25 protein-coding genes are annotated in these 23,164 nt (G+C 42.8%); 17 read left to right on the top strand and 8 right to left on the bottom strand.

The features are described 5' to 3' along the window. Positions 1-34: 34 nt before the first annotated feature. From NSQ70_RS17465 to NSQ70_RS17455, 3 genes are all read right to left on the bottom strand, one after another. The gene (locus NSQ70_RS17465; protein ID WP_285528699.1) at positions 35-889 is read right to left on the bottom strand and encodes an Rgg/GadR/MutR family transcriptional regulator; all 855 of its coding nucleotides are present in this window, start codon (positions 887-889) and stop codon (positions 35-37) included. A gap of 866 nt (positions 890-1,755) precedes the next feature. Then, positions 1,756-2,565, bottom strand: a complete 810-nt coding sequence (locus NSQ70_RS17460; RefSeq protein ID WP_008343648.1) for a bifunctional hydroxymethylpyrimidine kinase/phosphomethylpyrimidine kinase — start codon at positions 2,563-2,565, stop codon at positions 1,756-1,758. A gap of 126 nt (positions 2,566-2,691) precedes the next feature. Beyond that, positions 2,692-2,997, bottom strand: coding sequence for a general stress protein (locus NSQ70_RS17455; RefSeq protein ID WP_008343646.1), 306 nt, complete (start codon positions 2,995-2,997; stop codon positions 2,692-2,694). 127 nt (positions 2,998-3,124) lie between these two features. Here NSQ70_RS17455 and NSQ70_RS17450 point away from each other — a divergent pair, with 127 nt between their 5' ends. Next, complete coding sequence (locus tag NSQ70_RS17450) at positions 3,125-3,952, top strand: glycosyltransferase family 2 protein (RefSeq protein WP_041507949.1); 828 nt, start codon at positions 3,125-3,127, stop codon at positions 3,950-3,952. Continuing rightward, positions 3,949-4,635 (top strand): uracil-DNA glycosylase, encoded by a 687-nt coding sequence (locus NSQ70_RS17445; RefSeq protein WP_017360124.1) that lies wholly within the window; start codon positions 3,949-3,951, stop codon positions 4,633-4,635. Before NSQ70_RS17450 ends, NSQ70_RS17445 begins: the two co-directional genes overlap by 4 nt. Before the next feature lie 26 nt (positions 4,636-4,661). On the opposite strand, the gene NSQ70_RS17440 is transcribed toward NSQ70_RS17445, so the two are convergent. Beyond that, positions 4,662-6,020 carry an aldehyde dehydrogenase gene (locus NSQ70_RS17440; RefSeq protein WP_041507948.1) on the bottom strand — a complete coding sequence of 453 codons (1,359 nt, stop codon included), beginning with the start codon at positions 6,018-6,020 and terminating at the stop codon, positions 4,662-4,664. 172 nt (positions 6,021-6,192) lie between these two features. Between NSQ70_RS17440 and NSQ70_RS17435 the strand changes: the two genes are divergently transcribed. From NSQ70_RS17435 to NSQ70_RS17425, 3 genes are all read left to right on the top strand, one after another. Beyond that, positions 6,193-6,525 carry a YwdI family protein gene (locus NSQ70_RS17435; protein WP_008343634.1) on the top strand — a complete coding sequence of 111 codons (333 nt, stop codon included), beginning with the start codon at positions 6,193-6,195 and terminating at the stop codon, positions 6,523-6,525. Between the two features lie 33 nt (positions 6,526-6,558). Next, a complete protein-coding gene (locus NSQ70_RS17430) occupies positions 6,559-7,869 on the top strand; it encodes a purine/pyrimidine permease (RefSeq protein WP_342502308.1) in 1,311 nt (436 codons plus the stop codon). 67 nt (positions 7,870-7,936) lie between these two features. Next, on the top strand, positions 7,937-8,308 hold the full coding sequence (locus NSQ70_RS17425) for a DUF423 domain-containing protein (protein WP_003215282.1): 372 nt from the start codon (positions 7,937-7,939) through the stop codon (positions 8,306-8,308). Positions 8,309-8,349: 41 nt separating this feature from the next. Here the strand turns inward: NSQ70_RS17425 and NSQ70_RS17420 are convergent, their stop codons facing one another. The 3 genes from NSQ70_RS17420 to NSQ70_RS17410 form a co-directional block, all read right to left on the bottom strand. After that, the gene (locus tag NSQ70_RS17420; protein WP_019743221.1) at positions 8,350-8,967 is read right to left on the bottom strand and encodes a cupin domain-containing protein; all 618 of its coding nucleotides are present in this window, start codon (positions 8,965-8,967) and stop codon (positions 8,350-8,352) included. A 131-nt stretch (positions 8,968-9,098) separates the two neighbouring features. Next, positions 9,099-9,641 carry a spore coat protein GerQ gene (gerQ, locus tag NSQ70_RS17415; RefSeq protein ID WP_007497781.1) on the bottom strand — a complete coding sequence of 181 codons (543 nt, stop codon included), beginning with the start codon at positions 9,639-9,641 and terminating at the stop codon, positions 9,099-9,101. A 421-nt stretch (positions 9,642-10,062) separates the two neighbouring features. Next, positions 10,063-10,737, bottom strand: coding sequence for a YIP1 family protein (locus NSQ70_RS17410; protein ID WP_073413058.1), 675 nt, complete (start codon positions 10,735-10,737; stop codon positions 10,063-10,065). 175 nt (positions 10,738-10,912) lie between these two features. Between NSQ70_RS17410 and NSQ70_RS17405 the strand changes: the two genes are divergently transcribed. The 12 genes from NSQ70_RS17405 to NSQ70_RS17350 all read left to right on the top strand — a co-directional run bounded on the left by NSQ70_RS17405 (position 10,913) and on the right by NSQ70_RS17350 (position 21,947). Further along, positions 10,913-11,683: a glycosyltransferase family 2 protein gene (locus NSQ70_RS17405; protein WP_041508123.1), complete on the top strand. Its 771-nt coding sequence runs from the start codon at positions 10,913-10,915 to the stop codon at positions 11,681-11,683. A 6-nt stretch (positions 11,684-11,689) separates the two neighbouring features. After that, positions 11,690-13,099 (top strand): CDP-glycerol glycerophosphotransferase family protein, encoded by a 1,410-nt coding sequence (locus tag NSQ70_RS17400; protein WP_251210555.1) that lies wholly within the window; start codon positions 11,690-11,692, stop codon positions 13,097-13,099. Between the two features lie 21 nt (positions 13,100-13,120). Then, on the top strand, positions 13,121-14,299 hold the full coding sequence (locus NSQ70_RS17395; protein ID WP_135009558.1) for a DegT/DnrJ/EryC1/StrS family aminotransferase: 1,179 nt from the start codon (positions 13,121-13,123) through the stop codon (positions 14,297-14,299). Further along, positions 14,296-15,171, top strand: a complete 876-nt coding sequence (locus NSQ70_RS17390; RefSeq protein ID WP_135009559.1) for a GNAT family N-acetyltransferase — start codon at positions 14,296-14,298, stop codon at positions 15,169-15,171. The genes NSQ70_RS17395 and NSQ70_RS17390 overlap by 4 nt, the downstream gene beginning before the upstream one ends. 1 nt (position 15,172) lies before the next feature. Further along, positions 15,173-16,297 carry an N-acetylneuraminate synthase family protein gene (locus NSQ70_RS17385; RefSeq protein ID WP_178897427.1) on the top strand — a complete coding sequence of 375 codons (1,125 nt, stop codon included), beginning with the start codon at positions 15,173-15,175 and terminating at the stop codon, positions 16,295-16,297. Further along, positions 16,287-17,027 (top strand): glycosyltransferase family protein, encoded by a 741-nt coding sequence (locus NSQ70_RS17380; RefSeq protein ID WP_039165189.1) that lies wholly within the window; start codon positions 16,287-16,289, stop codon positions 17,025-17,027. Before NSQ70_RS17385 ends, NSQ70_RS17380 begins: the two co-directional genes overlap by 11 nt. Further along, on the top strand, positions 17,024-18,052 hold the full coding sequence (locus NSQ70_RS17375; RefSeq protein ID WP_041507941.1) for a glycosyltransferase: 1,029 nt from the start codon (positions 17,024-17,026) through the stop codon (positions 18,050-18,052). The genes NSQ70_RS17380 and NSQ70_RS17375 overlap by 4 nt, the downstream gene beginning before the upstream one ends. Before the next feature lie 2 nt (positions 18,053-18,054). Next, the gene (locus NSQ70_RS17370) at positions 18,055-18,795 is read left to right on the top strand and encodes a sugar phosphate nucleotidyltransferase (RefSeq protein WP_079919333.1); all 741 of its coding nucleotides are present in this window, start codon (positions 18,055-18,057) and stop codon (positions 18,793-18,795) included. Continuing rightward, on the top strand, positions 18,792-19,757 hold the full coding sequence (gene rfbB / locus NSQ70_RS17365; protein ID WP_342502307.1) for a dTDP-glucose 4,6-dehydratase: 966 nt from the start codon (positions 18,792-18,794) through the stop codon (positions 19,755-19,757). The genes NSQ70_RS17370 and rfbB overlap by 4 nt, the downstream gene beginning before the upstream one ends. Before the next feature lie 3 nt (positions 19,758-19,760). Next, a complete protein-coding gene (rfbD, locus tag NSQ70_RS17360; RefSeq protein WP_335364611.1) occupies positions 19,761-20,615 on the top strand; it encodes a dTDP-4-dehydrorhamnose reductase in 855 nt (284 codons plus the stop codon). Beyond that, a complete protein-coding gene (locus NSQ70_RS17355; protein WP_024719468.1) occupies positions 20,608-21,063 on the top strand; it encodes a dTDP-4-dehydrorhamnose 3,5-epimerase family protein in 456 nt (151 codons plus the stop codon). The genes rfbD and NSQ70_RS17355 overlap by 8 nt, the downstream gene beginning before the upstream one ends. Positions 21,064-21,155: 92 nt before the next feature. Further along, positions 21,156-21,947, top strand: coding sequence for an SDR family oxidoreductase (locus tag NSQ70_RS17350; RefSeq protein ID WP_342502306.1), 792 nt, complete (start codon positions 21,156-21,158; stop codon positions 21,945-21,947). A gap of 15 nt (positions 21,948-21,962) precedes the next feature. On the opposite strand, the gene NSQ70_RS17345 is transcribed toward NSQ70_RS17350, so the two are convergent. After that, complete coding sequence (locus NSQ70_RS17345; protein ID WP_342502305.1) at positions 21,963-23,159, bottom strand: aminotransferase class I/II-fold pyridoxal phosphate-dependent enzyme; 1,197 nt, start codon at positions 23,157-23,159, stop codon at positions 21,963-21,965. Positions 23,160-23,164 lie beyond the last annotated feature (5 nt).

Here is a 23,164-nt window from a genome sequence, read left to right as displayed (position 1 = left end):
ATCTTATTGAATTGTGGAATTTATTTTTATGGCTTTAATAATAGTTTTTGATCTCCGTATATAACATCTCTTCTAGTTTTTTTTCCTCTAGTATACTAAGGACTGTTACAGCTTTTTCAGTATACTCTTCAGGTGAAGCCATGTTTAAGTTTTTTAGACATATCCCTTTACGACCATAGCAGATGGCCATCTCCCTGTATGCACCATGTCTTTTACAGAGAGGGATTGCTTCTTCTAATACAACTAATGCCGACTTGAATTTATTGTATTTTATTAAAAGAAGCGAAAAATTAACTCGAATATTAATTTCAATTTTATAAGCATCTTGAAAATTCTTATATTTATTAAGTCTTTTCAATGCATTCTTTGCTATATGTATAGCCGTTTCTATAGGAAATATAAAAAGTATAGAGTTTATCAGTCTAATATCAATCAGGTACCAATTTTCATGCTTAGAAAGACGTTCCCAAACAGTATCTACGTGATTGCGTGCTTGTTCAATACTACCCGTTTCATGGAGCACTATTAAAGCTGTACAAATACATTGAATATCACTGACCAATTGGTCCTCCGAATCTGATAGCAACCTTTCAGATTCTGTTATCAATTGTCTTAATTTGTTTGGATGATTGAAAGTCGTACGAAAAAAATCGTTAATAAACTTTTGCCTTCGAGTATATTGAAAATCGTTCATAATATAGTGAAACTCATCTAAAGAAACGTCTACTTTTTCCAGTAAAGCCATAAAAGATGACGCAAGTATGTCGATTCGATGTAGTTCAAACTTTGAATAAGCACTTTGTGATAGTAAACCACTAGAAACATAATGCTGAGTATATCCTTTGTTCTTTCTAATTGATCGCATAGTCCGTCCTATATTGTTAAGCAATTTTAATGTCCCCTTTCAGTCTTATTTGACTAAAATGTTATGAATGGTTCACACCATAATATAATAAATCCTGGAAATTGAAAAAGCGTAGAGAACCATTTATAAACAGCATTACAAATATAGAGGAGGGTTGACTAAATGATAATTTGGGCTTTAATCACTACAATAGTATCTTTTATTTTAATTTTTAATTTTTGGAATGAAGATAGAAAAACATCATATGTATTCATAATGGCGACAATTTTTCTTATTTTCCTTGACCTTGGTTTAATATTTATTTGAGTATTAAAATTGTGTTTATTTTGCGGGTTGAAATATGAATATTTGTCGTGATGATGATTTCTCGCCTAATATTAATAACTGCTTCTATAAACTTTAAAGAATACTTAGGTAATAGAGAAGTAATCGTCGATGTTGTTGTACCGAAATAAAAAATTTCTTTTGATATCAAATCAGGAGAAGTTCGACTTAAAGAGTACCAAAAATTGTCGCTTTATGTGAACTCTATGTTCCACGGAAGATATGGAAAGGTATCTTTGGAAAAGATAGTATCAAAACGAATTAAGATTGATTAAATCAAATGAATGGAACATTCGGAGTTTATAAAAATAGGAGAATCCAGGAAATATCTAAGTGGAAGAACTCTTATAATGACTTAGCGGAAGGCTTGTAATACTGATATAAGTTGAACCCCCAAAATTTACTTATTACATATAGAATGCAACAAATATAAAAAGGGAGTTCAACTGTTTATGAATTGTGCAATATTAAAGGAATGACTAGTTTACACATCAATACGCTCTGTAAGTTTTATAAATTACTTTGAAATTTATTTATACATATGGTTTATTGCGATAATTTCCCCCTTATTTGTCCAAACGATGTGCGGAATGTTTCGTTGGTCCGATGTATTCGTTTAGTTGGAAAGAGCCTTTAATGGCAGCTGTGATGAATTCTTTTGCTGCATAAATGGCTTCTTTCACGTCTGAGCCGTTGGCTAGTTCAGCTGTGACTGCGGCTGAGAATGTGCAGCCTGCGCCGTGTGTGTATTCTGTGTCGATCTTATCTGTTTCAAGGCGTTCGAAGGTTTGTCCATCATAAAGCAAGTCAATCGCTTTATCTGGGCTTAGCTTACCGCCGCCAGTGATGACCACATATTTTGCACCAAGTTCATGGATACGTTTTGCGGCTTCTTCCATTTGTTCCATCGTTTTGATCTCGCCAATGCCGCTTAATTGACCTGCTTCGAAAAGGTTAGGTGTGATAACTGTTGCCAGTGGTGTGAGCTTTTCGCGCAATGCTTCAGCATGCTCTGGATAAAGGACTTCGTTCGCACCTTTACATACCATAACAGGATCAATGACGACATTTTTCAGCTCATATGTTTTGATCGTTTCAGCTGCGAGTTCAATGACGTCAACTGTTGGCAGCATACCTGTTTTTAACGCATCTACACCGATGCCTTCCACGATCGTCGAGAGCTGCGCGCGGATTGTTGATGTATCGATTGGAAACACTTGATGATCCCAGTTGTTATGAGGATCCATTGCAACGACAACGGTTAAAGCTGTCATCCCGTAGACGTTTTTTTCTTGAAACGTTTTTAAATCTGCTTGGATACCTGCACCGCCGCTTGAATCCGAACCTGCGATGGTGAGTGCTTTATTCATAGACATAGTTGCTGAACCTCCAATGTGATGTGTAACAGTTACTGTTCTACCCCTTATTATAATCAGCTTTTCCATTTATCACAATGAAACGGCATAAAAAAGCGTTCCACTCTTCATGGAACGCCTCATTCTTTATCTTTTACAAATCACCAATTTTCCTTTTTTCAGCTCCTCTAAAAGCGTTAAGGCTAATTCTTGATCGGCGCCGGTCGACATCATTTTGGCCATCAGTTCATCATCCCTGGTGCGAATGACATTGGCGATCTGATCTAAAATCCCTTGATCGACAGCTGTCATGCTCTTTGCTTCCGTATACTCAGTAACGGTATCAGAGCGTTCGGGGTCATACGCAAAAACAAACACATCGTCCTTTGCTGACTGTATCTGTTCGATCGTCTGTTTGGCTTCTTTACTATTCTCAACTGTGAAAAATTCCATCATCATCACTCCTTTTCATCAAAAATTCCCATTTTCTCGATCAATCAAACCGTCTTTTATATCATGAGAAGAAAGCCGATTTATGTTTTAATGAAAAAGACGAATCTATTAAAGGAGTTAGGCCGATATGAAGATTTCTTTATTAATTGTGACACATAACCGGTTGAGCGCATTGTGTGAACTGCTTGAATCCATCTCGAGACAAAGCGTACAGCCTTTTGAAATTGTGGTCGTAAATGATGCAGGAGAGCGAGTGGACGTGATTCAGGAACTCTATCCAGAGCTGCCAATCCGCTTGATTCATTTAGATGAGAATGTCCAGCATGTGAACGCAAGAAATGTTGGGGTGCGGGAGCTGACAGGTGACGTCATTATGCTGAGTGATGACGATGATTATTTTACGCCTTGTCATATTGAACGTATGAGCAAGGCGCTAGAAGACGCTGATTTTGTCTTTTCGGATGCGGAAATTGTTTCGTTTGAAGAACGAGGTGCGACTCGAATTCCAGTATCAAGACGTTTGTTTGCTTATACAGCGGACATTGAGGACATGCGTGTTTTTTCTACATATGTTCCTTCTGGTAGTATGTACAAACGCCGCATACATGATGAGATCGGCTATTTTGATCCAGCGATGCATCACTACTGGGACTGGGACTTTTTCCTGCGTGTTACGCAGCATGCACGAGCCAAACGAGTGCCGACTGCCAGTGTGATCTATGCGTTCTTTGATGGTGGGGGCAATCAGTCGAGTGATCTTGGTGAAACAAGGAAGACCTACTTAGATGACCTGAGTGAAAAGCATGGGCTGGGTGATTTGCCGACAGCGAACTTTGCTGTCCTATTAGAAGAACCAGCGATGAAAAAACGAGAATCAGAGAGTGAGATTGTATGGGATGGAAAACCGATGATCTCAAGATTGGCACAGCAGACAGAAGGAGGACAACCGCAATGAAGCCATTTTTAAATGATAGCTGGTGGGCTGTGATGAAAAGTGAATTTGAACAGCCATATTATCAGGAATTACGTGAGTGGGTAAAGGAAGAATATCGTACGCAGATCGTGTTTCCAAAGCCAGATGACATTTATCGTGCCCTCCATTTGACGTCGTATGAAGATGTGAAGGTCGTGATTTTGGGACAAGACCCTTATCATGGTCCAGGACAGGCACACGGATTAAGCTTTTCTGTTCAGCCTGGTGTCAAACATCCGCCATCTTTGAGAAATATTTTTCAGGAGCTAAAGGATGACCTGGGCTGTCCGGTCCCTAACCATGGCTCGCTTGTCAGTTGGGCAGAGCAGGGTGTCTTGCTGTTAAACACCGTGCTCACTGTAAGAAAAGGAGAAGCGAACTCGCATAAAGGCAAAGGCTGGGAACGTGTGACAGACCGCGTCATCGACGTCCTGAATGACCGAGATCAGCCAGTCGTTTTTGTGCTTTGGGGCAGACATGCGCAAAATAAAAAAGAACGAATTGATCAAAGCAAGCATTACATCATTGAGTCACCTCATCCAAGTCCTTTTTCTGCAAGAAACGGCTTTTTTGGCAGCCGTCCGTTCTCAAAAGTAAACGCCTATTTAAAGCAAATGGGGATCGATGAAATCAACTGGTGTATCAAGGACATCGAATCAAAATAGGACGAGGGAAAATCCCTTCGTCCTGTTTATTTTAAAAATTTGCGGACAATGTCGAGTCCGTTTTTCGCATTTGGATATCGGAAAGAAAAATCAAAGCGATTGGTCTGGCGCAGGACACTTTTTTCATGTGTAAAGGTGAAAAAGCTTTCTTTTCCATGATATCGTCCGATACCGCTTTCACCAACGCCTCCAAATGGTAAATATGGAGTGGCGACATGCATCAGCGTATCATTGATGCAGCCTCCGCCAAATGAGAGGTTGTCTAGAATATAGGCTTCTGTTTCTTTATTGGTTGTAAATAAGTAAAGAGCGAGCGGCTTCGGTCTTGCCTGAATCATGTCAGCTGCCTCTTGAAGAGAGTCAAATGTGATGACAGGCAAAATAGGTCCGAAAATTTCCTCCTGCATCACAGGATCTTCCCATGTAATGTGATCTAGAATGGTCGGTGCGATTTTGAGCTCTTGTTCATTACGCTGTCCACCTGTCACAATCGTGCCATTTGAGAGAAATTGTGAAAGTCGATCAAAATGACGCTGGCTGACATTTTTTCCGAAATGCGGATTTGTTTCAGGCTGGTCCCCGTAAAAGTCACGGATACAGGTCGTCATTTCACGCAATAGGTTCTCTTTGATCGATTCATGAACAAGTAAATAGTCTGGTGCAATGCATGTTTGACCAGCATTCGTGAATTTACCAAAGGTGATTCGCTTCGCAGCGAGCTTGATGTCTGCATCAGGCATGACAATGCATGGACTTTTTCCGCCGAGCTCAAGTGTGACAGGTGTGAGATGCTTTGCGGCCGCTTCCATGACGACTTTGCCGACGGCTACACTTCCAGTAAAGAAAATATAATCAAAAGGCAGTTTCAGAAGCTCTGTGCTGACATCCACACCGCCTTCAACGACCGCTGCAAGATCTTCTTGAAACACGCTTTCCACAATCGTGCCAATCACGTTTGAGACGTGCGGCGTTAATTCTGACGGTTTTAAAGTAACGGCATTTCCGGCAGAAATGGCTCCAACTAATGGCGAAAGGGCCAATTGGAAAGGATAGTTCCAAGGGGCAATAATCAGAACACTTCCGTACGGTTCCTTAATGATCATACTTTTCGATCCGATATGGGTCAGAGGTGTTTTCGCGCGAGATGGTTTGGCCCATTTGTGAAGATGTTTGACGGTATGATTGATCTCTTCATATACCATGCCAATTTCTGTTGTATAGGCTTCCTGCTCGGATTTATGTAAATCATGGGCCAAGGCTTGTAATATGTCCTTTTCATGATGTTTAATGGCTTTTTTCAAATCGTTAAGAAGGCGGATTCGATCTTGAACCGCTGGTGTTTGCACGTTTTTTTGTTTGTGAATGAGTTCAGTGAGTTTGCTCATCTTTCAGTCCTTTCAAAGACGATATTGTTTCTTTTTTATTATGTGTGAATCTTGGGTAAGGGTCAAATAAGAGGATCAGAAGCACACAGCTTTGAAAAAAGGAACCCATTCGGTTTGTTCATTTGGTAAAATAATGTTGGAAAACGAATTTTTTAGATTGGAGGGTCTACCCTTGAATATTCATATATCAAGTCTGCTTCAAAAAATGGAGGAAGCCATTCAAAAAGCAAAACAAAGTGGAAATGATGAAGAGGTGAAACGTCAAGCGGCGGTCATCTCTTCACTATGTGATGTCATTCTCGACACATCATCACAGGTGCAAATGCCGCAGTCTTCGGTCATTTCACCACCTCCATCTATACAGACACCATCTGCACCGGCTGTGTCTACGGATCAAGCCATGCTAGAGAAATTGATGGGCACTAGCGGTGCAAAGAAATTTCAGCATAAAGAAGAGGGTCAACAAGAGAAAGATGGCAACGGTGACTCTATTTTTGATTTTTAATGGTCTTGTCACGACAAAGGGAAGGTGATCGGGTTGAAACTATTTTTGGGCGCCATTCAGTGGATGGCATTTTTTATCGCAGCTTCTATTGCTGTGCCGATTGCGATTGCACAAGCATTTGAATTAAATCAAGTGCAGTCGGCGGAACTGATTAAGAGTACATTCTTTTCACTTGGACTTGTGGCGATGGTGCAGTGTTTATGCGGTCATATGTTGCCAATCAATGAAAGTCCAGCAGGGCTGTGGTGGGGGGTATATACCCTTTATGCAGGCATGACAGGGACGATTTTTGCCACATATCCTGAAACCTTGCAAGCATTACAAGGGGCGTTAATTTTTAGTGCTGCGTTCTTTTTTATTTTTAGTCTCTTTAAAATCATTAATTGGCTTGCGTCTTTATTTACGCCGGTTGTCACAGGTATTTATTTGCTGCTACTTGTTGTGCAGTTAAGTCAGCCAATCATGAAAGGGCTAATGGGGATCGGCTATCGGGGAAATCAGGTAGATGGGCTTGTCTTTTGTCTATCGATCTTGATTATTGTCATCACCTTCATGATCAGCCGCTCAAAATGGCATTATTTAAGACAGTTTTCTGTGTTATTCGCACTTGCAGGCGGCTGGCTGTTATTTGCTTTACTCGGACTAGCGAAGCCAGTTCGCATTCCTGAGCAGATCATTGAGTTTCCAAAACTGTTTCCGTTTGGCATGCCGGTCTTTGACAGTGGACTGCTTGTCACGTCCTTTTTTATTACGATCTTACTCATTGTGAATATGCTGGCAAGTATTCGAATTGTGGAAAGTTCCGTGAAGGCATTTGGTGAACTGCGTGAGCGGAAACGAGCCAGACCGGCTGGTTTTGTCGCCGCATTTGGTCATTTGCTAAGCGGACTGATTGGTGCGATTGCGCCTGTCCCTATTTCAGGGGCAGCGGGTTTTATACAAACAACCAAAATTCCATCGAGAAAGCCATTTTTTATTGGCAGTCTGCTCATTGTCCTCATTAGTTTATTTCCATTATTGATGAGCTTTTTCTCTGCATTGCCTTCTCCTGTGGGGCTGGCTGTGAACTTTGTGGTGTTCTCTTCTATGATTGGGATTGCTATGTCTGAATTCGATCAGTATGAAAAAGAAGACATCCCGCGCATTCGATTTGTGCTTGGCATCGCTGTTTTAGCGGGTGTGGGCGCAATGTTTGTGCCGCAGGGGGCATTGAAAGGCATGCATCCTGTGCTGATTTCTTTATTGAGCAATGGTCTTGTGCTTGGCACACTGATTGCGATTGTGGTCGATCAAGTGCTACTGCGAAAGAAGAAGAAATCCGACAATCTCGTGTCAGCATCATAGGAAAGTTGAATGTTGGATAAGACCCACGCTATGATAAACATAATTGATGAGATAAGGAGAATGACGAATGAAACTATTTTTCATATTAGGTGCCATTAACGCCATGCTTGCGGTTGGTCTTGGAGCCTTCGGTGCACATGGATTGGAAGGGAAAATTCCTGAAAAGTATATTGAGATATGGAATAAAGGGGTTCAATATCAGATGTTCCATGCCATTGGCCTATTTATTGTCGCCTTTCTGGCAGATAAACTGTCAGGTGTTTCCCTAGTGCCGACTGCTGGCTGGGTGATGCTGGCAGGCATTCTTTTCTTCTCAGGAAGCCTTTATGTGCTTGCCTTGACTCAGGTGAAGATTCTAGGTGCCATTACACCAATTGGCGGAGTGGCATTTATCGCTTCTTGGATCATGCTAGTGATTGCAGCAGCAAAAAATTTATAAGATAAAAAACCGATGCTCTCATAGGGGCATCGGTTTTTTTCTTAACTCCAATAAGGAGAATAGTTCGGAGGTGCTTGATAATAAGGTACATAGTGGGAAGGGGGGACAGGGTGCGTTTGTGTCTCTTCCTCCCGGTGGCAGAAAGGTCCGATAAACACACCAGGTTTCACAGGCTGCGTCGCCTGCTTCCACTGCGTTTCGTTCATGCAATAAGTATGTGCCATGATGTGAGAAGGCGTGAGGGTTAGAAGGTCTGAACCTAAGATGACTTCTGGCGTCGATGCGTTAAAAATGGCTAACAAATGGGTTTTGTCCTGCAAGGCGACTTCGTAATGCCACCAGCCTTGTGGCACATTGGCTACCTGCCCAGGGGTAATGGTGTAGGTGGACAGCTTTTTTGTAAAAGGGTTCAACATGGATACAGCAGCAGAGCCGGCGATACAATAAACAAGCTCGGCAGCATTTTGATGATAATGAGGCTCTACTACTTTGCTTTTACTCAAATATATATCCAGCAGAGATACTTGATCGAGCGAATTTAATTGTTTTTTTCCTAAAACATTAATCAGGTTGTGTTGGTCATATTTCACAAGGGGGCTTTGGTTCAGGTCAAATGAATATTTGACATTCGGCGATGTATAATCCAGCTCAACAGTCATTGATGTCACCTCTAGGCGTTTAATAAAAACTACTAGGCATCTTATGAGCCTTCCCCCGAAGGTGTGTCAAAAACCTAGACAAAAGAAAAAAGCAAGGGCGTCTGCACCTTGCTGCTGATAGGACCTTGAGGTTATCTCGGAGAATACGTAGACATCGAGTATGGATAGTCATATTGAATTTCCCCATCAAACGTAATGTAATCAAGGTAGATTGTTAACAATAAGTATCGTGTCCCAGTTTTGTTATCACTAATGATAATGTGATCACGTCCTGCGGCCTCAATGACCCCTCTAAAAATCTTAGAGTTCCATTCTTTACTTGCCTCAAACGTCATATAGATCGTGGCTACTTTGCCGCGGTTTAATCGTAAAATATTTTCAATATAGGACTGCTCAAGCGGCAGCTGACCGGTGACGTTCTGCTGATAAATCGGTCCAGAAGGAATTTGATAGGGCTGCCCGCCACTTTGCCCACCTTGGCCTCCTTGTGAAGTACCAGTAGACGGCATTGGCGAATACCCCTGCTGCATTTGACCTTGCATTTGACCCTGCGTTTGGGGAGGGACTGAATAACCCATCTGCTGCGCAGGATACGGATTTGCTCCATATTGTTGCTGGCGAAAATCTTGACCTTCGAAACCCGAACCTTGCCCAAATTGATTTTTCAATTTCATAACGTTCCTCCTCTTTCCTCATGGTGTTCTAAACAGAAGGCAGAAAAGCGCCTGTTGTTTCCATAGCATTCTTTTTCTCTTTCACACTATGAGACAGGAAGAGAGAATATGTACATTGAACGAAAAAAAGGAACTGCTTTGTGCAGTTCCTCAGCGTGTAGACAAACCCTCGCATTCGGTGTCAGTCCTGCGCTTCGGTGCTCACGAATGTCAAATTCGCTCCGCGCCGATGCTCGTCCTTCCTAGACTGCAAAGGTTTTCTATCACGCTGAAAAGAAGACAAAGGGCTAAAATAAAGTTCATTTTAGCCCTTTGTCAACAATCTGAGGAACTGCTTTGTGCAGTTCCTCAGTATTCATACAAACCCCATATTCGTACTGCCTAGACTGCAAAGGTTTCCAACAACCTAAGGAATGCCTGTTTACATCAACCAATTCATAGCCCGCTGGACGTCATAGAGAAGGGTCATGATGAGAAAAAATAAGGCGATCGGTGTGATGGCAATGATAAAGGCCTGCCATATTCTCAGCTTCATCACAGCGACAAGGCCTAAAACAGCCATCCCAAATATCCATGTCTTGGTATACGCATCAACCAGTGGTAAAACACTGAGATAATACCATACTTCATAGTGCTGGTCTAAATAGGGTGAGATTTTCACAAATGTATACGGACCAAGCAACCCCACAGTAAAAATCCAAGTAAGAGCAAATAAGGTGGAAGGAAAAATGACCGTCAGTGTGCAAGCTTTGAGCACATCTCGATACGGCGCTTTACTGCCAAAAAACAGTCGCCCTAACCACTGTAAAATGAATGAACCGAAAAATAGAAGGAAATTGCCTACTAAAATACCAAAACCTGCTCCGTGTAACAGAATAAAAGGATATGGAATATGATTGCCCATATACTCACTAAAATACCCTTCGTACATCCAGCTAGTACCAGCGATACTTGCAAGGAGTATCATCAGCCACATGGGAATAGAGGTATGTTCATATGAGCGAATAATCGTTTTTGTCGCGACAAAAATTTTAAAGAATCGAAAAAAACCTTTTGCTTCCTCTTCTTGGGAGAGATCACTCTTCATATACTCCAATGTTCTTTACTCCTTTAATACACATAAATGATTACTTATATTACCAAAATTTTTACGTTTTTCAAAGATAGATCATGAAAAAAATCCAATTTTATAAAAAATAGGTCACTCTACAGTCTCTTTAAGAGGAGACACATATGATAACCATAGTTTAAAAGAGACCGAGGTGAAAACATTGACGAAAGTAACGGTCATTATGACGAGCTACAACAAAGCGGCCTACGTTGGCAGATCAATTGAAGCGGTGCTGCAGCAGACCTTGTCAGACTTTGAACTTTTTATCATGGATGATGGATCAAACGAACAAACCCTTGCTGCTATTGAGCCTTTCCGTAAAGATCCACGCATCCATTTTATCCAAAGCGGGGTGAAAACGCTGGAGGAAAGAACGGCGAAAACACGCTATGCCGTCCTCATTAATCAAGCATTAGAACAGGCAAAGGGCGAGTATATTTCCTATGCCACAGATGACAATGTCTATGCACCAGACCGTTTAGAGAAGCTCACGAATTATTTAGATGCTCGTCCGAATGAACATATTGTCTATTCTAGTTCAAAAGTTATCTATTTAAATAGCGAAAAAGAGCCAGTAAAGGAAACGATTCGACCTGCGCAAACGGTGCAGTGGAATGCACCTTGTGCTATTGATCACTGTTCAGTTGTACATCGTGCATCCATTTTAACAAAGATTCGAGCTGAGTTTGGATCCTACTGGGACGAGAGTCCGCATTTTTATCGAATAGGGGATGCGCGGTTCTTTTTTAGATTAAATCACTTTTATCCGTTCTACCCTTTTGATGAGGTATTGGATACAAACTACATCACAGAACAGTCTATTCATTATCAGTTGGCAGAAGATGAGAAAAGCGATTTTATTCAAGCACTTCCTCCGCAGTCTACCTGCAGGGAGCTCCGTCATATATTAAAACAAAGACATGGGAGGTGACCTTAAGTGTCGCATTATATTCATCATTATTGGCAGGTGTACTTTGAGTATGTGAATCTGATGAAAGACTTAACCTATCGCCACATCCCCCTTGGATTAATCAGTAATTTTTATCAATACATCAGCCCTGAAGTGAGGGAACGTATGGAAGATGAGGCGTTTGGTGAAGAGCTGACAACGACTTGTCCAAAGCCGCAAGACATTCAGCCCTTTTTTGATCAGCATAAACAGCAGATCAAGCATATCCCTTATCGTCCGAGTCATGGAAAGGTGCTGCTTCACTTTGAACACCTGCGTTTTACTGAACAAAATTACATGCGGTTCCATCCGAACCAAACAGTGGTGCTCGCACGCTGGAAGAAGGCTGATTATTTCGGATTACCGGTGATCAGCAAGCCGGAATTAGCCGGAGAGGTTAATAAAGAAGCCCATGTTGAATATATTGAAAAAGCAAATGCTCTATTGAAACCTTACGCCCAGCATCCTGTTTTTGGCAATGTCTTTTTTAGAGAAAAGCTTCGGAAGGACCTTGTGCAATTTATTGATGTGATTGACCAAATAGAAACGCTATTTGAGATGCAGCCGATCACAGCTGTCGTAGTTGGTACGACGGAGGATGCATATAGCCGTGTGCTCGCCTTGCAAACCGTGAAGCGCCATCTCACAAGTATTTGTCTTCAGCACGGTGCGCTCATGGGAGATGAAGCCTTTTTGCCGATTTTCACCACCTGTCACGGAGTGTTTGGAAAATATGAAAAGGACTGGTATGTAGACAAAGGCTGTCAGCCTGAGCAGGTGGAGATCACAGGTCACCCGAGATTTGATTTGGTGCAGGAGCGAACACCGCTTCAACAGGAAATGGTCTTTCGTAAATTGAACTTCAATCCTGCCAAAAAGACTGTGCTCGTGGCGACACAGCCGTTTTCAGAAGCCTTTTACGGTGATGTTCTTAAAACGATTGCAAAACGGAAAGATATTCAGCTGATTATGAAGCCGCATCCGTGGGAAATCGCTCGAAATCGATTAAATGACTACACTGCGATTGAACGTGCGGGGAACCATGTGAGATTAATTAAAAAAGAGATCGACTTGTATGACCTCCTGCCGTATATGGATATGGTCATAACGCTCACATCAACAGTTGGTCTGGAAGCAATGCTCTTTAAAAAGAGTGTACTGATTGGAAAAATGACAGAAGGCAGATACCCTTATTACGAGTCGCTTGGCAGCTGCCACATGGAAAACCCTATTGAGCTGGCCGAGAAAGCGATCCGTATTTTATCGGATGAACAAGAAATGAAGCTGGCGAAACAGCAAGGAGCTCGTTTCATTCAAGAACATTATCCGCATGCACAATCGACCGATGTTCTGCTTTCTCTGCTCAAAACAAAAACAGGCGTGGATTTTCAGAGATGAAGATAGGGGTGTGCAAGCGATATGGGACAAAAGAGAGCACAATTTCTTCCTTATGCACTGCCTTTTATTGAACAGGAAGAAATTGATGAAGTCATTGGAACTTTAAAGTCCGGCTGGTTGTCCACCGGACCAAAAGTTAGACAGTTTGAAGAAGAGTTTAGGCAGCTGACTGGAGCGAAGCACGCAATAGCAGTCAATTCATGTACAGCTGCTCTATTTTTAGCGTTAAAGGCGAGAGGCATTGGAGCTGGTGATGAGGTCATCACAACGCCTCTGACGTTCTGCGCAACAGCCAATACGATCATCCATACGGGGGCAGCCCCTATTTTCGTGGATATTGATCCGGCGACACTCAATCTAGATGCGAAAAAATTAGAAGCGGCCATTACACCACATACGAAAGCGGTTGTCCCTGTACATTTTGCTGGTCAATCGTGTGATATGGACCAAATTTTAGCGATTGCCAAAAAATATGATTTGTTCGTGTTGGAGGATGCCGCTCATGCCCTCTATACGACCTATCATGATCAACCGATTGGATCAATTGGTGATGCGACCGCTTTTAGCTTCTATGCAACGAAAAACATAGCGACTGGTGAAGGCGGCATGCTGACGACAAATGATGATGCACTTGCGGCTAGAATCAGAAGGCTGGCGCTTCACGGGATGAGCAAGGGAGCGTGGAATCGTTATGGAGAAAAGGGAACATGGTATTACGAGGTCGAGGAACCGGGCTATAAAATGAACATGTTTGACGTGCAAGCATCGTTAGGGCTCGTTCAGCTAAGCCGGTTGAAGGAGATGCAGACACGCAGAGAACAGATTGCGAAGATATACAATCAGGCATTTCAACATGAAGCTGGTCTCATCTTGCCGCCTGTACATGATGAGGGAAGACATGCGTGGCATTTATATGTGCTGCAAGTTGATCCAAAAGAAGCAATGATCACACGCGATGACATGATTGATCAGCTGCAAAAGGAATATAAAATCGGCACGAGTGTTCATTTTATTCCCGTTCACTTGCATCCATATTATCAAGAGACCTATAACCATTCACCAGAGGATTTCCCTGAGGCACTCACTTATTACAAACGAACGCTTTCGCTCCCGCTTTATCCAAGTATGACAGATGAAGATGTGCAGGATGTCATCACCGCAGTCGTGTCAATTTTAAAAGACAAGAAGGCCTCTTCATGAAAGTCGTTCATGCAATAGACGATCAGGTGCTGGCAGCTTGGCTGAAAACATATGGTCATGAAGCAGGACGCATGACAGGATTCAAGCAGTTTGCTCTTGTCAGCGGCGCTAAGCTCAAAGCAGTGCTGTTATACGAATGGTCCAAATGGGAGAGCGGCATTTTTGACAAGCATATTTTTCATGTGAAGTTTGTGGAAGCTGAATCAGCGCTGCTCTTTAAAGAATTGATGGAGAGATTCATCAATTGGATGAGAACAGAAAAATGTGATTTTTTCTTTTTACGTCTTGAGGCGGCTGATCTTGAAAAAAACCGCATTGTTCAAAAACTATCCCATGTGTATTATGTCGGTGGTCTCACTAGGCTTGAGGCACCGCCTGCCCTGATGGAGATGCCATCATCAGATCAAGATGTGGTGATGGGTGTGCCAGATGAAAAGGATTACGATGAGGCGGTCTTACTAGGTAATCAGGCTTTTGTGAAAAGCCGTTATGCCCTTGATCCATATTTAGACCAGCGTGTTGTTCAGCATTTTTATCAGGAGTGGATGAGAAACAACCTATTCGGACGCGCAGATATCAACCTCGTTGCCAAGGTAAATGATGAAGTGGTTGGCTTGATTCAAGGTATGACAAAGGGGCATGAGATGGGGCTTGAGCTTTTTGCGATTAGACCGGATGTTCAAGGAAAAGGGATCGGAAAAAAGCTGTTTATTGAGATGATGAAAGTGTCTCATCACAGGGGGCATCACTTCATTTCTGCGGGGACACAGCTTCATAATACGACAGCCATCCAGCTGTACGAAAAGATGGGGTTTAGAACAACAAATGCCTTTTTGTATTACCATGTGTGGCCAAAAAAAGGAGAGAGGTAAGATGGCGCATTTCTATATCGGAGATCGCAAAGTGGGAGATGATGCGCCTGTCTTTATCATTGCAGAGGCAGGCATTAACCATGATGGAAAGCTGGATCAGGCACTTGCTTTAATTGATGTGGCAAAAGAAGCAGGGGCTGATGCGGTGAAGTTTCAAATGTTTCAAGCGGATCGGATGTATCAAAAGGAACCGGGGTTATACGAAACGGCCAAAGGAGAAGAAGTGTCTATTTTTTCTTTAGTGGAACAAATGGAGCTTCCGCCAGAATGGCTGCCTGTCTTATTGAGACGTTGTAAGGAAAAAGGACTGATGTTTTTAAGCACCGTGTGTGATGAAGAATCGGCTGATTTATTGAATCAAACGAATCCGCCTGCTTTTAAACTGGCATCCTATGAAATCAACCATTTGCCTCTTTTGCGTCATACGGCTTCTTTTCACAAGCCGATCATTTTTTCAACAGCTGGGGCCACCATTGCAGATGTTCATGAAGCATACGAAACGATTACGAGCCAGCAAAATAAGCAAGTCGCCATCATGCATTGTGTGGCAAAGTATCCAGCACCTAGAGCATATACGAACCTGCGGGTAATTCAAACCTTAAGGTCCGCTTTCCCTGAAGCAGTCATTGGCTTTTCAGATCATAGTGAACACCCGACGGAAGCGCCAGTAGCCGCTGTGAAGCTCGGGGCAGCAATGATTGAAAAACATTTTACAATAGATAAAACATTACCCGGAGCGGATCATTCATTTGCTCTTAATCCTGAAGAATTAAAGGAAATGGTTCAGCACATTCGAGCAGCAGAAAAGCAGCGGAATCAAGCGGAAATAGACGTTGATTCATTACCAGAGGAGCTTCTTGGCAGTTCTTATAAAACGACAACAGCCATTGAAGGGCAGATTCGAGAATTTGCGTATCGAGGAATTTTTACGACCAAAGGCATTGCAAAGGGAGAGACCCTCACGTCAGAAAATGTAGCTGTGCTGCGCCCTGGACAAAAAAATCAGGGGTTGCATCCGCGATATATGCCGATTTTACTTGGCACAAAGGCTGTGAGAGACATCCCAGCCCATACAGGTGTTTCGTGGAAAGACGTACTCATGCAGGAGTCTCGAGATGATGCATGATGTGCTTTTTGTCATTCAGGCTAGGATGGGATCAACAAGACTGCCCAAAAAAGTGATGAAACCGATCGGCGGAATGGCGCTGATTGATTTGATTGTGGAGCGGGTGAAGCAATCAGATGATTACCATCACAAAATGCAAAACCTTATGATTGCCACAACGGTCGAGCCAGAGGATGACTATTTGGCTCAATACTGTATGTCAAAGGGTTATAAGGTGTTTCGAGGCAGTGAGGCAGATGTGCTTGAGCGGTTTGCGCAGATTGTTCGCCAATTTGAACCTAAAACCGTTGTACGTTTAACGGGAGACAATCCATTTATAGATCCTTCGCTTTTGTCGAAAATGCTTGAAAAACATAGACAGGAAAAGGCTGATTACACATATACGAACGGAACACCACTCGGTATTTCCGGGGAAATGATTGAGGCATCTATTTTATGTGAAATCGACAAATTCCCCCTCACTTATTCAGAACGTGAGCATGTCACGCTGTATATCAGAAAGCATCCCGAGCAATTTCACCTTCAATTATTCACACCGCCCAAAGAACTTGCATATCCTGCTTATCGATTCACGATTGATACAGAAGAAGATTATGTGTTTGCTACCTGTTTATTAGAGAAAGCTGGTGGTTCTATTGCTGTGCCGACAGCTGAGCTCATTTCCATCTGTGAACAACATCCAGACATTGTTCGTTTGAATCAATCTGTGAGACAGAAGGATGCTGAATGAACAAAAAAATCATGATTGTTGTTTATGGGGGTTTTTTAAGAGGAATGGGTCATGTCGCCAGAATGAAACGTTTGGCAAAAGAACTGCTTCAGGAAGGGAACGACTTATATTTCTATACAAATGATCAGATTTGTGTAGAAATGCTTTCGCACCCAGAGTGGCACGTTCAGAGGGTGCATGAGTCGAATGCGCTTCTACAAATCCAACAAGACATCAAAAAGCTAAAGCCTGACCTTTTAGTCATAGATGTCCTTGATTGTGATCTTCAGTTTCTTCAAACGATCAAAGATTCCTGCGATAGTGCGAGGCTGGTCTTATTTGAGGAAAAAAGAGAGGAAGCCTGTCAGCTTGCAGACACGGTCATAAACGGCATTTATGGCGGTCTGGACGGGAAGCACGAGCAGGTTAATGGCACGGCTTATTATCATGGAACGCCCTATTTATTGTTAGATCACGAGATTAATCGATTCAAAGACACATATGAGGTTCGGAAAGAATGTAAAAAGGTGGTCATCAGCCTTGGCGGAAGTGATCCGTGCGGCCTGTTATCAAAGGCTGTATCGGCGCTTCTTCAAACAAATCACCTAGACATTTTAGCGGTCGCAGGAAAAGCCTCTCACATCAAAGAGCAAGTAGAGGCGGAACATATCCAATTCATTCAACATACAGATCAACTACCGGTTCTTTTATCAGAAGCTGATGTGGCTATCGTAGCAGGCGGTATGACGTTATATGAGGTAATTTGTATCGGGGTGCCCAGCATTGTCCTATCGCAAGTAGACCACCAAGCAGTGACAGCGAGCATGTTTGCGCAAAAGGGCGCTTGTTTTCACCTTGGATTAGGAGACCTTGTGGAAGAAAAAGACCTGTTGCAAGCTGTTCAAAAACTGTCTGACAGCTATTTTCTCCGCAGAAGCATTCATCTTAATGGACGTTCACTCATTGATGGAAAAGGAATCGAACGAGTGAAAAACATTCTTATACACCTCATGAATTCACACCAAAAAGAACATAAGGATGTGTAGATGTGAAGGGAGTTATTTTAGCAGGAGGAAAAGGATCACGGCTGGCACCATTAACGAAGATTTTCAACAAACACTTGCTGCCGGTTGGTCCATACCCGATGATTTATTGGTCATTATTCAAACTGAAAGAAGCAGGAATTGTAGATGTGATGCTGATTTCACAGGAAGAACAAATTCCGTTGTTTCAAAAGTTACTGGAAGATGATCGTGAACTTGGGATGAACATTGTGTATCAAGTACAGCCAGAAGCGTCTGGTATTTCCGATGGTTTATCCTATGCAAAGCCCTTTGCTCAAGGGGAAAAATTTGTGCTGATGCTTGGTGATAATGTATTTGAAGATTCATTACGCCCTTTTGTCGACGCCTTTAGGCAACAAGAAAGCGGAGCCAAGGTTTTATTGAAAGAGGTGGCAGATCCAAAACGGTTTGGCATTGCAGAAATTGATCCTGCTCATCACCGAATTTTATCAATAGAAGAAAAGCCAGAGCACCCGAGGTCATCTTACTGCGTCACGGGCATCTATTTTTATGATCAAGACGTCTTTCAATATATCGAGGAAATCTCGCCGTCAGATCGAGGTGAACTAGAGATTACTGATGTGAATAATCTCTACATCTCAAATAGCCAGCTGACCTATGATATGTTAAAAGGGTGGTGGATTGATGCAGGAACACATGAATCTCTCCACGAAGCATCTACAAAAATGTTTGAAACGATGAAGGAAAAAGAGGGATACGAATGACGAAGTCTTATTTAATTACAGGTGGAGCAGGGTTTATTGGACTGAATTTTGTGAAGCTGCTGCTTCAAGAGTCCGATGTCCGGCTTACCGTATTTGATAAATTAACATATGCCAGTCATCCAGAGGAAATGGAATATCTATCAAAGCTGCCTCATTTCCGTTTTGTCCAAGGAGATATCACGCTGCAAGACGAACTGGATCAAGTATTTGATGAAGCCTATGATGCCATCATTCATTTCGCAGCAGAATCACATGTCGATCGCAGTATTGAGTCAGCAGAACCCTTTATTCAAACAAATGTCCTTGGTACCTATCGTATGCTTGAAGCTGTCTTAAAGGGAAAGGCGAAAAAACTTATTCATATTTCGACAGATGAAATATATGGAGATTTGGAGCCGGATGATCCTGCTTTCACAGAACAAACACCACTCTCACCGAATAATCCTTATTCAGCAAGCAAGGCAAGTTCAGACCTGCTTGTGAAATCCTATATCCACACCCACCAACTACCCGCCATGATCACAAGATGCAGCAACAACTACGGACCTTATCAGCATGAAGAAAAATTAATCCCAACCATTATTAGAAAAGCGGTCAATGGTGAAAAGATTCCGATTTACGGAGACGGCCAGCAGATCCGCGATTGGCTGTATGTAGAGGATCATGCGAGAGCCGTAAAGCAAGTAGTAGAAAACGGAACAGCCGGTCAGGTGTACAATATTGGCGGCGGCAACGAGAAAACAAATCTTGATTTAACCAAAACCATTCTCACACATCTAGGCATCTCTCATGACCAAATCGCGTTTATTCAAGACCGGAAAGGGCATGACAGGCGGTATGCCATTGATGCCAGTAAGCTAAAAGAAGAGCTTGGCTGGGTGCAGGCAACTTCATTCGAAAAAGGTATCGAAAAAACGATCGATTGGTATCGTGCCAAATATGATCAAAGTGAAGAAGGGTGACCGATGAAAGTTTTAATCACCGGTGCAGGCGGCCAATTAGGGAAAGAATTGACGAAACAGCTGAAAGAAAAAGACATCACAGTCATTGCTTTAACAAGGAGTATGCTGAATATCACAGATCAACAGGCAGTCAGACATGCAATGAGACATTTCTGTCCGGATATTGTTGTCAGTGCGGCTGCTTATACGTCTGTGGATCAATGCGAAACAGAAACGGAAAAAGCCTATCTTGTGAATGGGATTGGCGCCTACTATACAGCGCTTGAGGCTAAGAACGTAGGGGCTGATGTATTACATGTCAGCACAGATTATGTGTTTGATGGGCAAGCGGATACCCCTTACCAAGTTGATGCACAAGCAGATCCGCAAACCATTTATGGAAAGAGTAAAAAACTTGGAGAAGAATTGATTCATCTTGTGTCAGATGAAGTGAAGATCATTCGGACATCGTGGCTTTATGGACATGAGGGACATAACTTTGTGAATACCATTCTTCGGCTGGCTGAAACGAAGGATCATTTGCGCATCGTCAATGATCAGTTAGGGTCTCCTACTTATACAAAGGATGCCGCAGCAGCTTTGATTCACTTGTTTGACCAGAAAGCAGGTATTTATCATGTCAGTAACCGAGCAAGCTGTTCATGGTTTGACTTTGCGGCAGAAATTGTGGCAGCAAGCGGTCTGTCTACGACAATTGAGCCCATTTCCACTGAAGAGTACGGTTTCCAAACACCTCGGCCCGCCTACTCTGTTTTAGACCTGCAAGCGATTGAAGCGACAGGCTGGAAGCCAAGACATTGGAAGGATGCACTTCACGAATACTTGCAGAAAGAAGGGAGATTCGAGCAGCATGATTGATGGTGTTCAAACGAAAAAACTCATGAAACATTGTGATGATCGCGGCTTTTTCGCAGAGCTTATTCGAGATGACGAACCGATGCTGAAGCGATTTGGTCAGGCATCATGGTCGAAAAGCTTTCCGGGCGTGATCAAAGCCTTTCATTATCATGAAAAACAAGACGATGTTTGGTTTTTCCCAGCAGGTCATGCACAGGTCGTTTTATACGATTTGAGAGAAGATTCCCCGACAAAGGGTCAAACCGATGTGTATTATATGGGAGAAGATAATCCGATGCTGCTCCTCATCCCAAAGGGAGTTGCCCATGGCTACCGCGTATTAGGGGAGACGCCGCTGCAGATTGTGTATTTTACAACAGAATCGTACGACCCAAAAAATCCAGATGAGAAGAGAATTGCGTGGAATGATGAGGGAATCGGATTTAATTGGGAAACGACATTTAAATAGAGAAGAGAGGCCTTTCGCAGGAGAAAGGTCTTTTTTTGTTGAAATACATTCTGTATGTGTCATTTTATGTATATTGATGAAAAGGGATGTGGATGAGTTTGTCTAAAAGAATTGCATTTGTCACAGGGGCAAGTACAGGCATTGGAAAGGCAATCGCAATAAAACTTGCCGCCCAGAGCGATATGAAGGTGATCATCAACTCTAGAAATATGGCCTCACTTGAACAGACGAAACAGCACATTCAAGATATGATAGAAACAAAGGAACCGCTGTCTCTATTCTGTGGAGATATGTCGGTTGAAGCGGTGAGGTCGGAAGCCTTTGAAGAAATAGAAAAGGAGTTTGGCAGACTCGATGTGCTGATCAATAACATTCCAGGAGGAAAACCAGATACATTTGATTCATGTGAACCTGACCAGATGCTGGCTGCTTTCTCCCAAAAAGCCATCGCCTACGTAGATACAATGAAGCGTGCAGTAGCATTGATGAAAAGACATAAATATGGACGGATCATTCAAATTGTCGGGAACCTGTGGAAGGAACCTGGTGAACAAATGTTTACGAATAGTATGATGAATGCAGCGATTATTAATGCCAGTAAAAATGCAGCCACACAGCTTGCGTCGTCTAGTATTACGGTGAATTGTTTAAATCCTGGTTTTATTGCAACCGATCGGTATGAACAATTTATCGGCAATATGATGACGAAGCAGGGAGTGTCACGAGAGCAGGCTGTACAAGCTGTCGCATCAGGTATCCCAATGCAAAGAGTAGGCTCAGCGAGTGAGATGGCGTCATTGGCAGCTTTTATGGCATCAGAGGAAGCTTCTTATATCACAGGCCAACAAATCTCCGTAGACGGTGGAACGATGAAAAGTATATAAACTGAAAAAAACCCGCTATAGGCGGGTTTTTTGATGAAATCGAATGGGGAGGATGGACAGACGGTCGATAAAGAGAGCAAGCTCTTCAATCGGGGCAACCATTGAAATGCGTACATGACGGCTCCCATTGGCTCCAAATACTCCTCCAGGCGTGACGACAACATCGGCATGTTCGAGTAAATAGTCAGCAAAGGCATGAGAATGTTCAAAGTCATCAGGAATCGGAGCCCATAAATAAAAGGCGCCGGGTGGACGTTTGATTGTCCAGCCAAGCTTTCTCGCCGCTTGCCGGATGAAGAAATTGATTCGTTCAAGGTATACTGCCCTTAATGATTGAATATGACGGTCATCACTTTGCAAGGCAGCAGTCGCTGCATGTTGAAATCCGCCATACATACTGACAAACACGTGGTCTTGGAAGGTGTTGATGGCTTGGATGATCTCCTCATTTCCAACAGCAAAGGCGACTCTCCATCCTGCCATATTAAAAGTCTTTGATAGAGAATATAATTCGACGCCTACACTTTTCCCGAGAGGAGTATTCATGAAGCTCACGGGTGTTTGTTCATAATGAAACGAACCATAGGCGAAATCATGAATAACATACAGCTCGTGAGCGGCCGCAAAGGTAGCAGCCTCTTCAAAGAATGCCTCATTTGCGACAGCACCCGTGGGGTTATTCGGGTAATTCAAGAACAGTACTTTTGCTTTTTTGACTACATCACGATCAATTGAGGAGAGATCTGGTAAATAGCCATTTTTCTCTTCAAGTTTGATACTGTATGGCTGGGCGTCCGCCATCAAAATGCCTGAATGATATTCAGGGTATCCTGGATCGGGAACGAGTGCGATATCTCCTGGATCAAGCAGACACTGACTCATGACATACAGTCCCGTTTTTCCGCCAGTGAAAAGAGCAATTTCCTTCTGCGGATCAATCTCAGCACCGAATTCCGATCTATAAAAATCTGCAATGGCTTGTTTGAAAAAGTCAAAGCCTCTAAAAGGGGCATATTGTTGAAATGGCAAAACACCTGCTGACTCCTGTAGGGCACTCACGATATGGGCAGGAGTTGGTAGATCAGGGTTTCCCTGACCTAGATTCATGATGTTTGCTCCGTTTTTTGTCTTTTGAGCAATTTTGTCAAAGACGGTGCCGAATTTCTGTTCAGGCAGCCGTTCAATCATTTTAGATGCTAACATTTTCACCACAGCAG

The organism is Bacillus sp. FSL R5-0397 (assembly GCF_038593395.1).
Classification (GTDB): Bacteria; Bacillota; Bacilli; order Bacillales; family Bacillaceae; genus Bacillus; species Bacillus altitudinis.
Note: the sequence above shows the minus strand (reverse complement) of the source record. Positions and strands in the feature narration are given on the sequence as shown.

Coding starts and splice junctions, on each gene's coding strand:
- NSQ70_RS17375 (WP_041507941.1), top strand. CDS start 17,024: ATGAACAAAAAAATCATGATTGTTGTTTATGGGGGTTTTTTAAGAGGA.
- NSQ70_RS17355 (WP_024719468.1), top strand. CDS start 20,608: ATGATTGATGGTGTTCAAACGAAAAAACTCATGAAACATTGTGATGAT.
- gerQ (WP_007497781.1), bottom strand. CDS start 9,641: ATGAAATTGAAAAATCAATTTGGGCAAGGTTCGGGTTTCGAAGGTCAA.
- NSQ70_RS17455 (WP_008343646.1), bottom strand. CDS start 2,997: ATGGAATTTTTCACAGTTGAGAATAGTAAAGAAGCCAAACAGACGATC.
- NSQ70_RS17445 (WP_017360124.1), top strand. CDS start 3,949: ATGAAGCCATTTTTAAATGATAGCTGGTGGGCTGTGATGAAAAGTGAA.
- NSQ70_RS17395 (WP_135009558.1), top strand. CDS start 13,121: ATGGGACAAAAGAGAGCACAATTTCTTCCTTATGCACTGCCTTTTATT.
- NSQ70_RS17380 (WP_039165189.1), top strand. CDS start 16,287: ATGATGCATGATGTGCTTTTTGTCATTCAGGCTAGGATGGGATCAACA.
- NSQ70_RS17390 (WP_135009559.1), top strand. CDS start 14,296: ATGAAAGTCGTTCATGCAATAGACGATCAGGTGCTGGCAGCTTGGCTG.
- NSQ70_RS17385 (WP_178897427.1), top strand. CDS start 15,173: ATGGCGCATTTCTATATCGGAGATCGCAAAGTGGGAGATGATGCGCCT.
- NSQ70_RS17440 (WP_041507948.1), bottom strand. CDS start 6,020: ATGAGCAAACTCACTGAACTCATTCACAAACAAAAAAACGTGCAAACA.
- NSQ70_RS17420 (WP_019743221.1), bottom strand. CDS start 8,967: ATGACTGTTGAGCTGGATTATACATCGCCGAATGTCAAATATTCATTT.
- NSQ70_RS17450 (WP_041507949.1), top strand. CDS start 3,125: ATGAAGATTTCTTTATTAATTGTGACACATAACCGGTTGAGCGCATTG.
- NSQ70_RS17460 (WP_008343648.1), bottom strand. CDS start 2,565: ATGTCTATGAATAAAGCACTCACCATCGCAGGTTCGGATTCAAGCGGC.
- NSQ70_RS17425 (WP_003215282.1), top strand. CDS start 7,937: ATGAAACTATTTTTCATATTAGGTGCCATTAACGCCATGCTTGCGGTT.
- rfbB (WP_342502307.1), top strand. CDS start 18,792: ATGACGAAGTCTTATTTAATTACAGGTGGAGCAGGGTTTATTGGACTG.
- rfbD (WP_335364611.1), top strand. CDS start 19,761: ATGAAAGTTTTAATCACCGGTGCAGGCGGCCAATTAGGGAAAGAATTG.
- NSQ70_RS17350 (WP_342502306.1), top strand. CDS start 21,156: ATGAGTTTGTCTAAAAGAATTGCATTTGTCACAGGGGCAAGTACAGGC.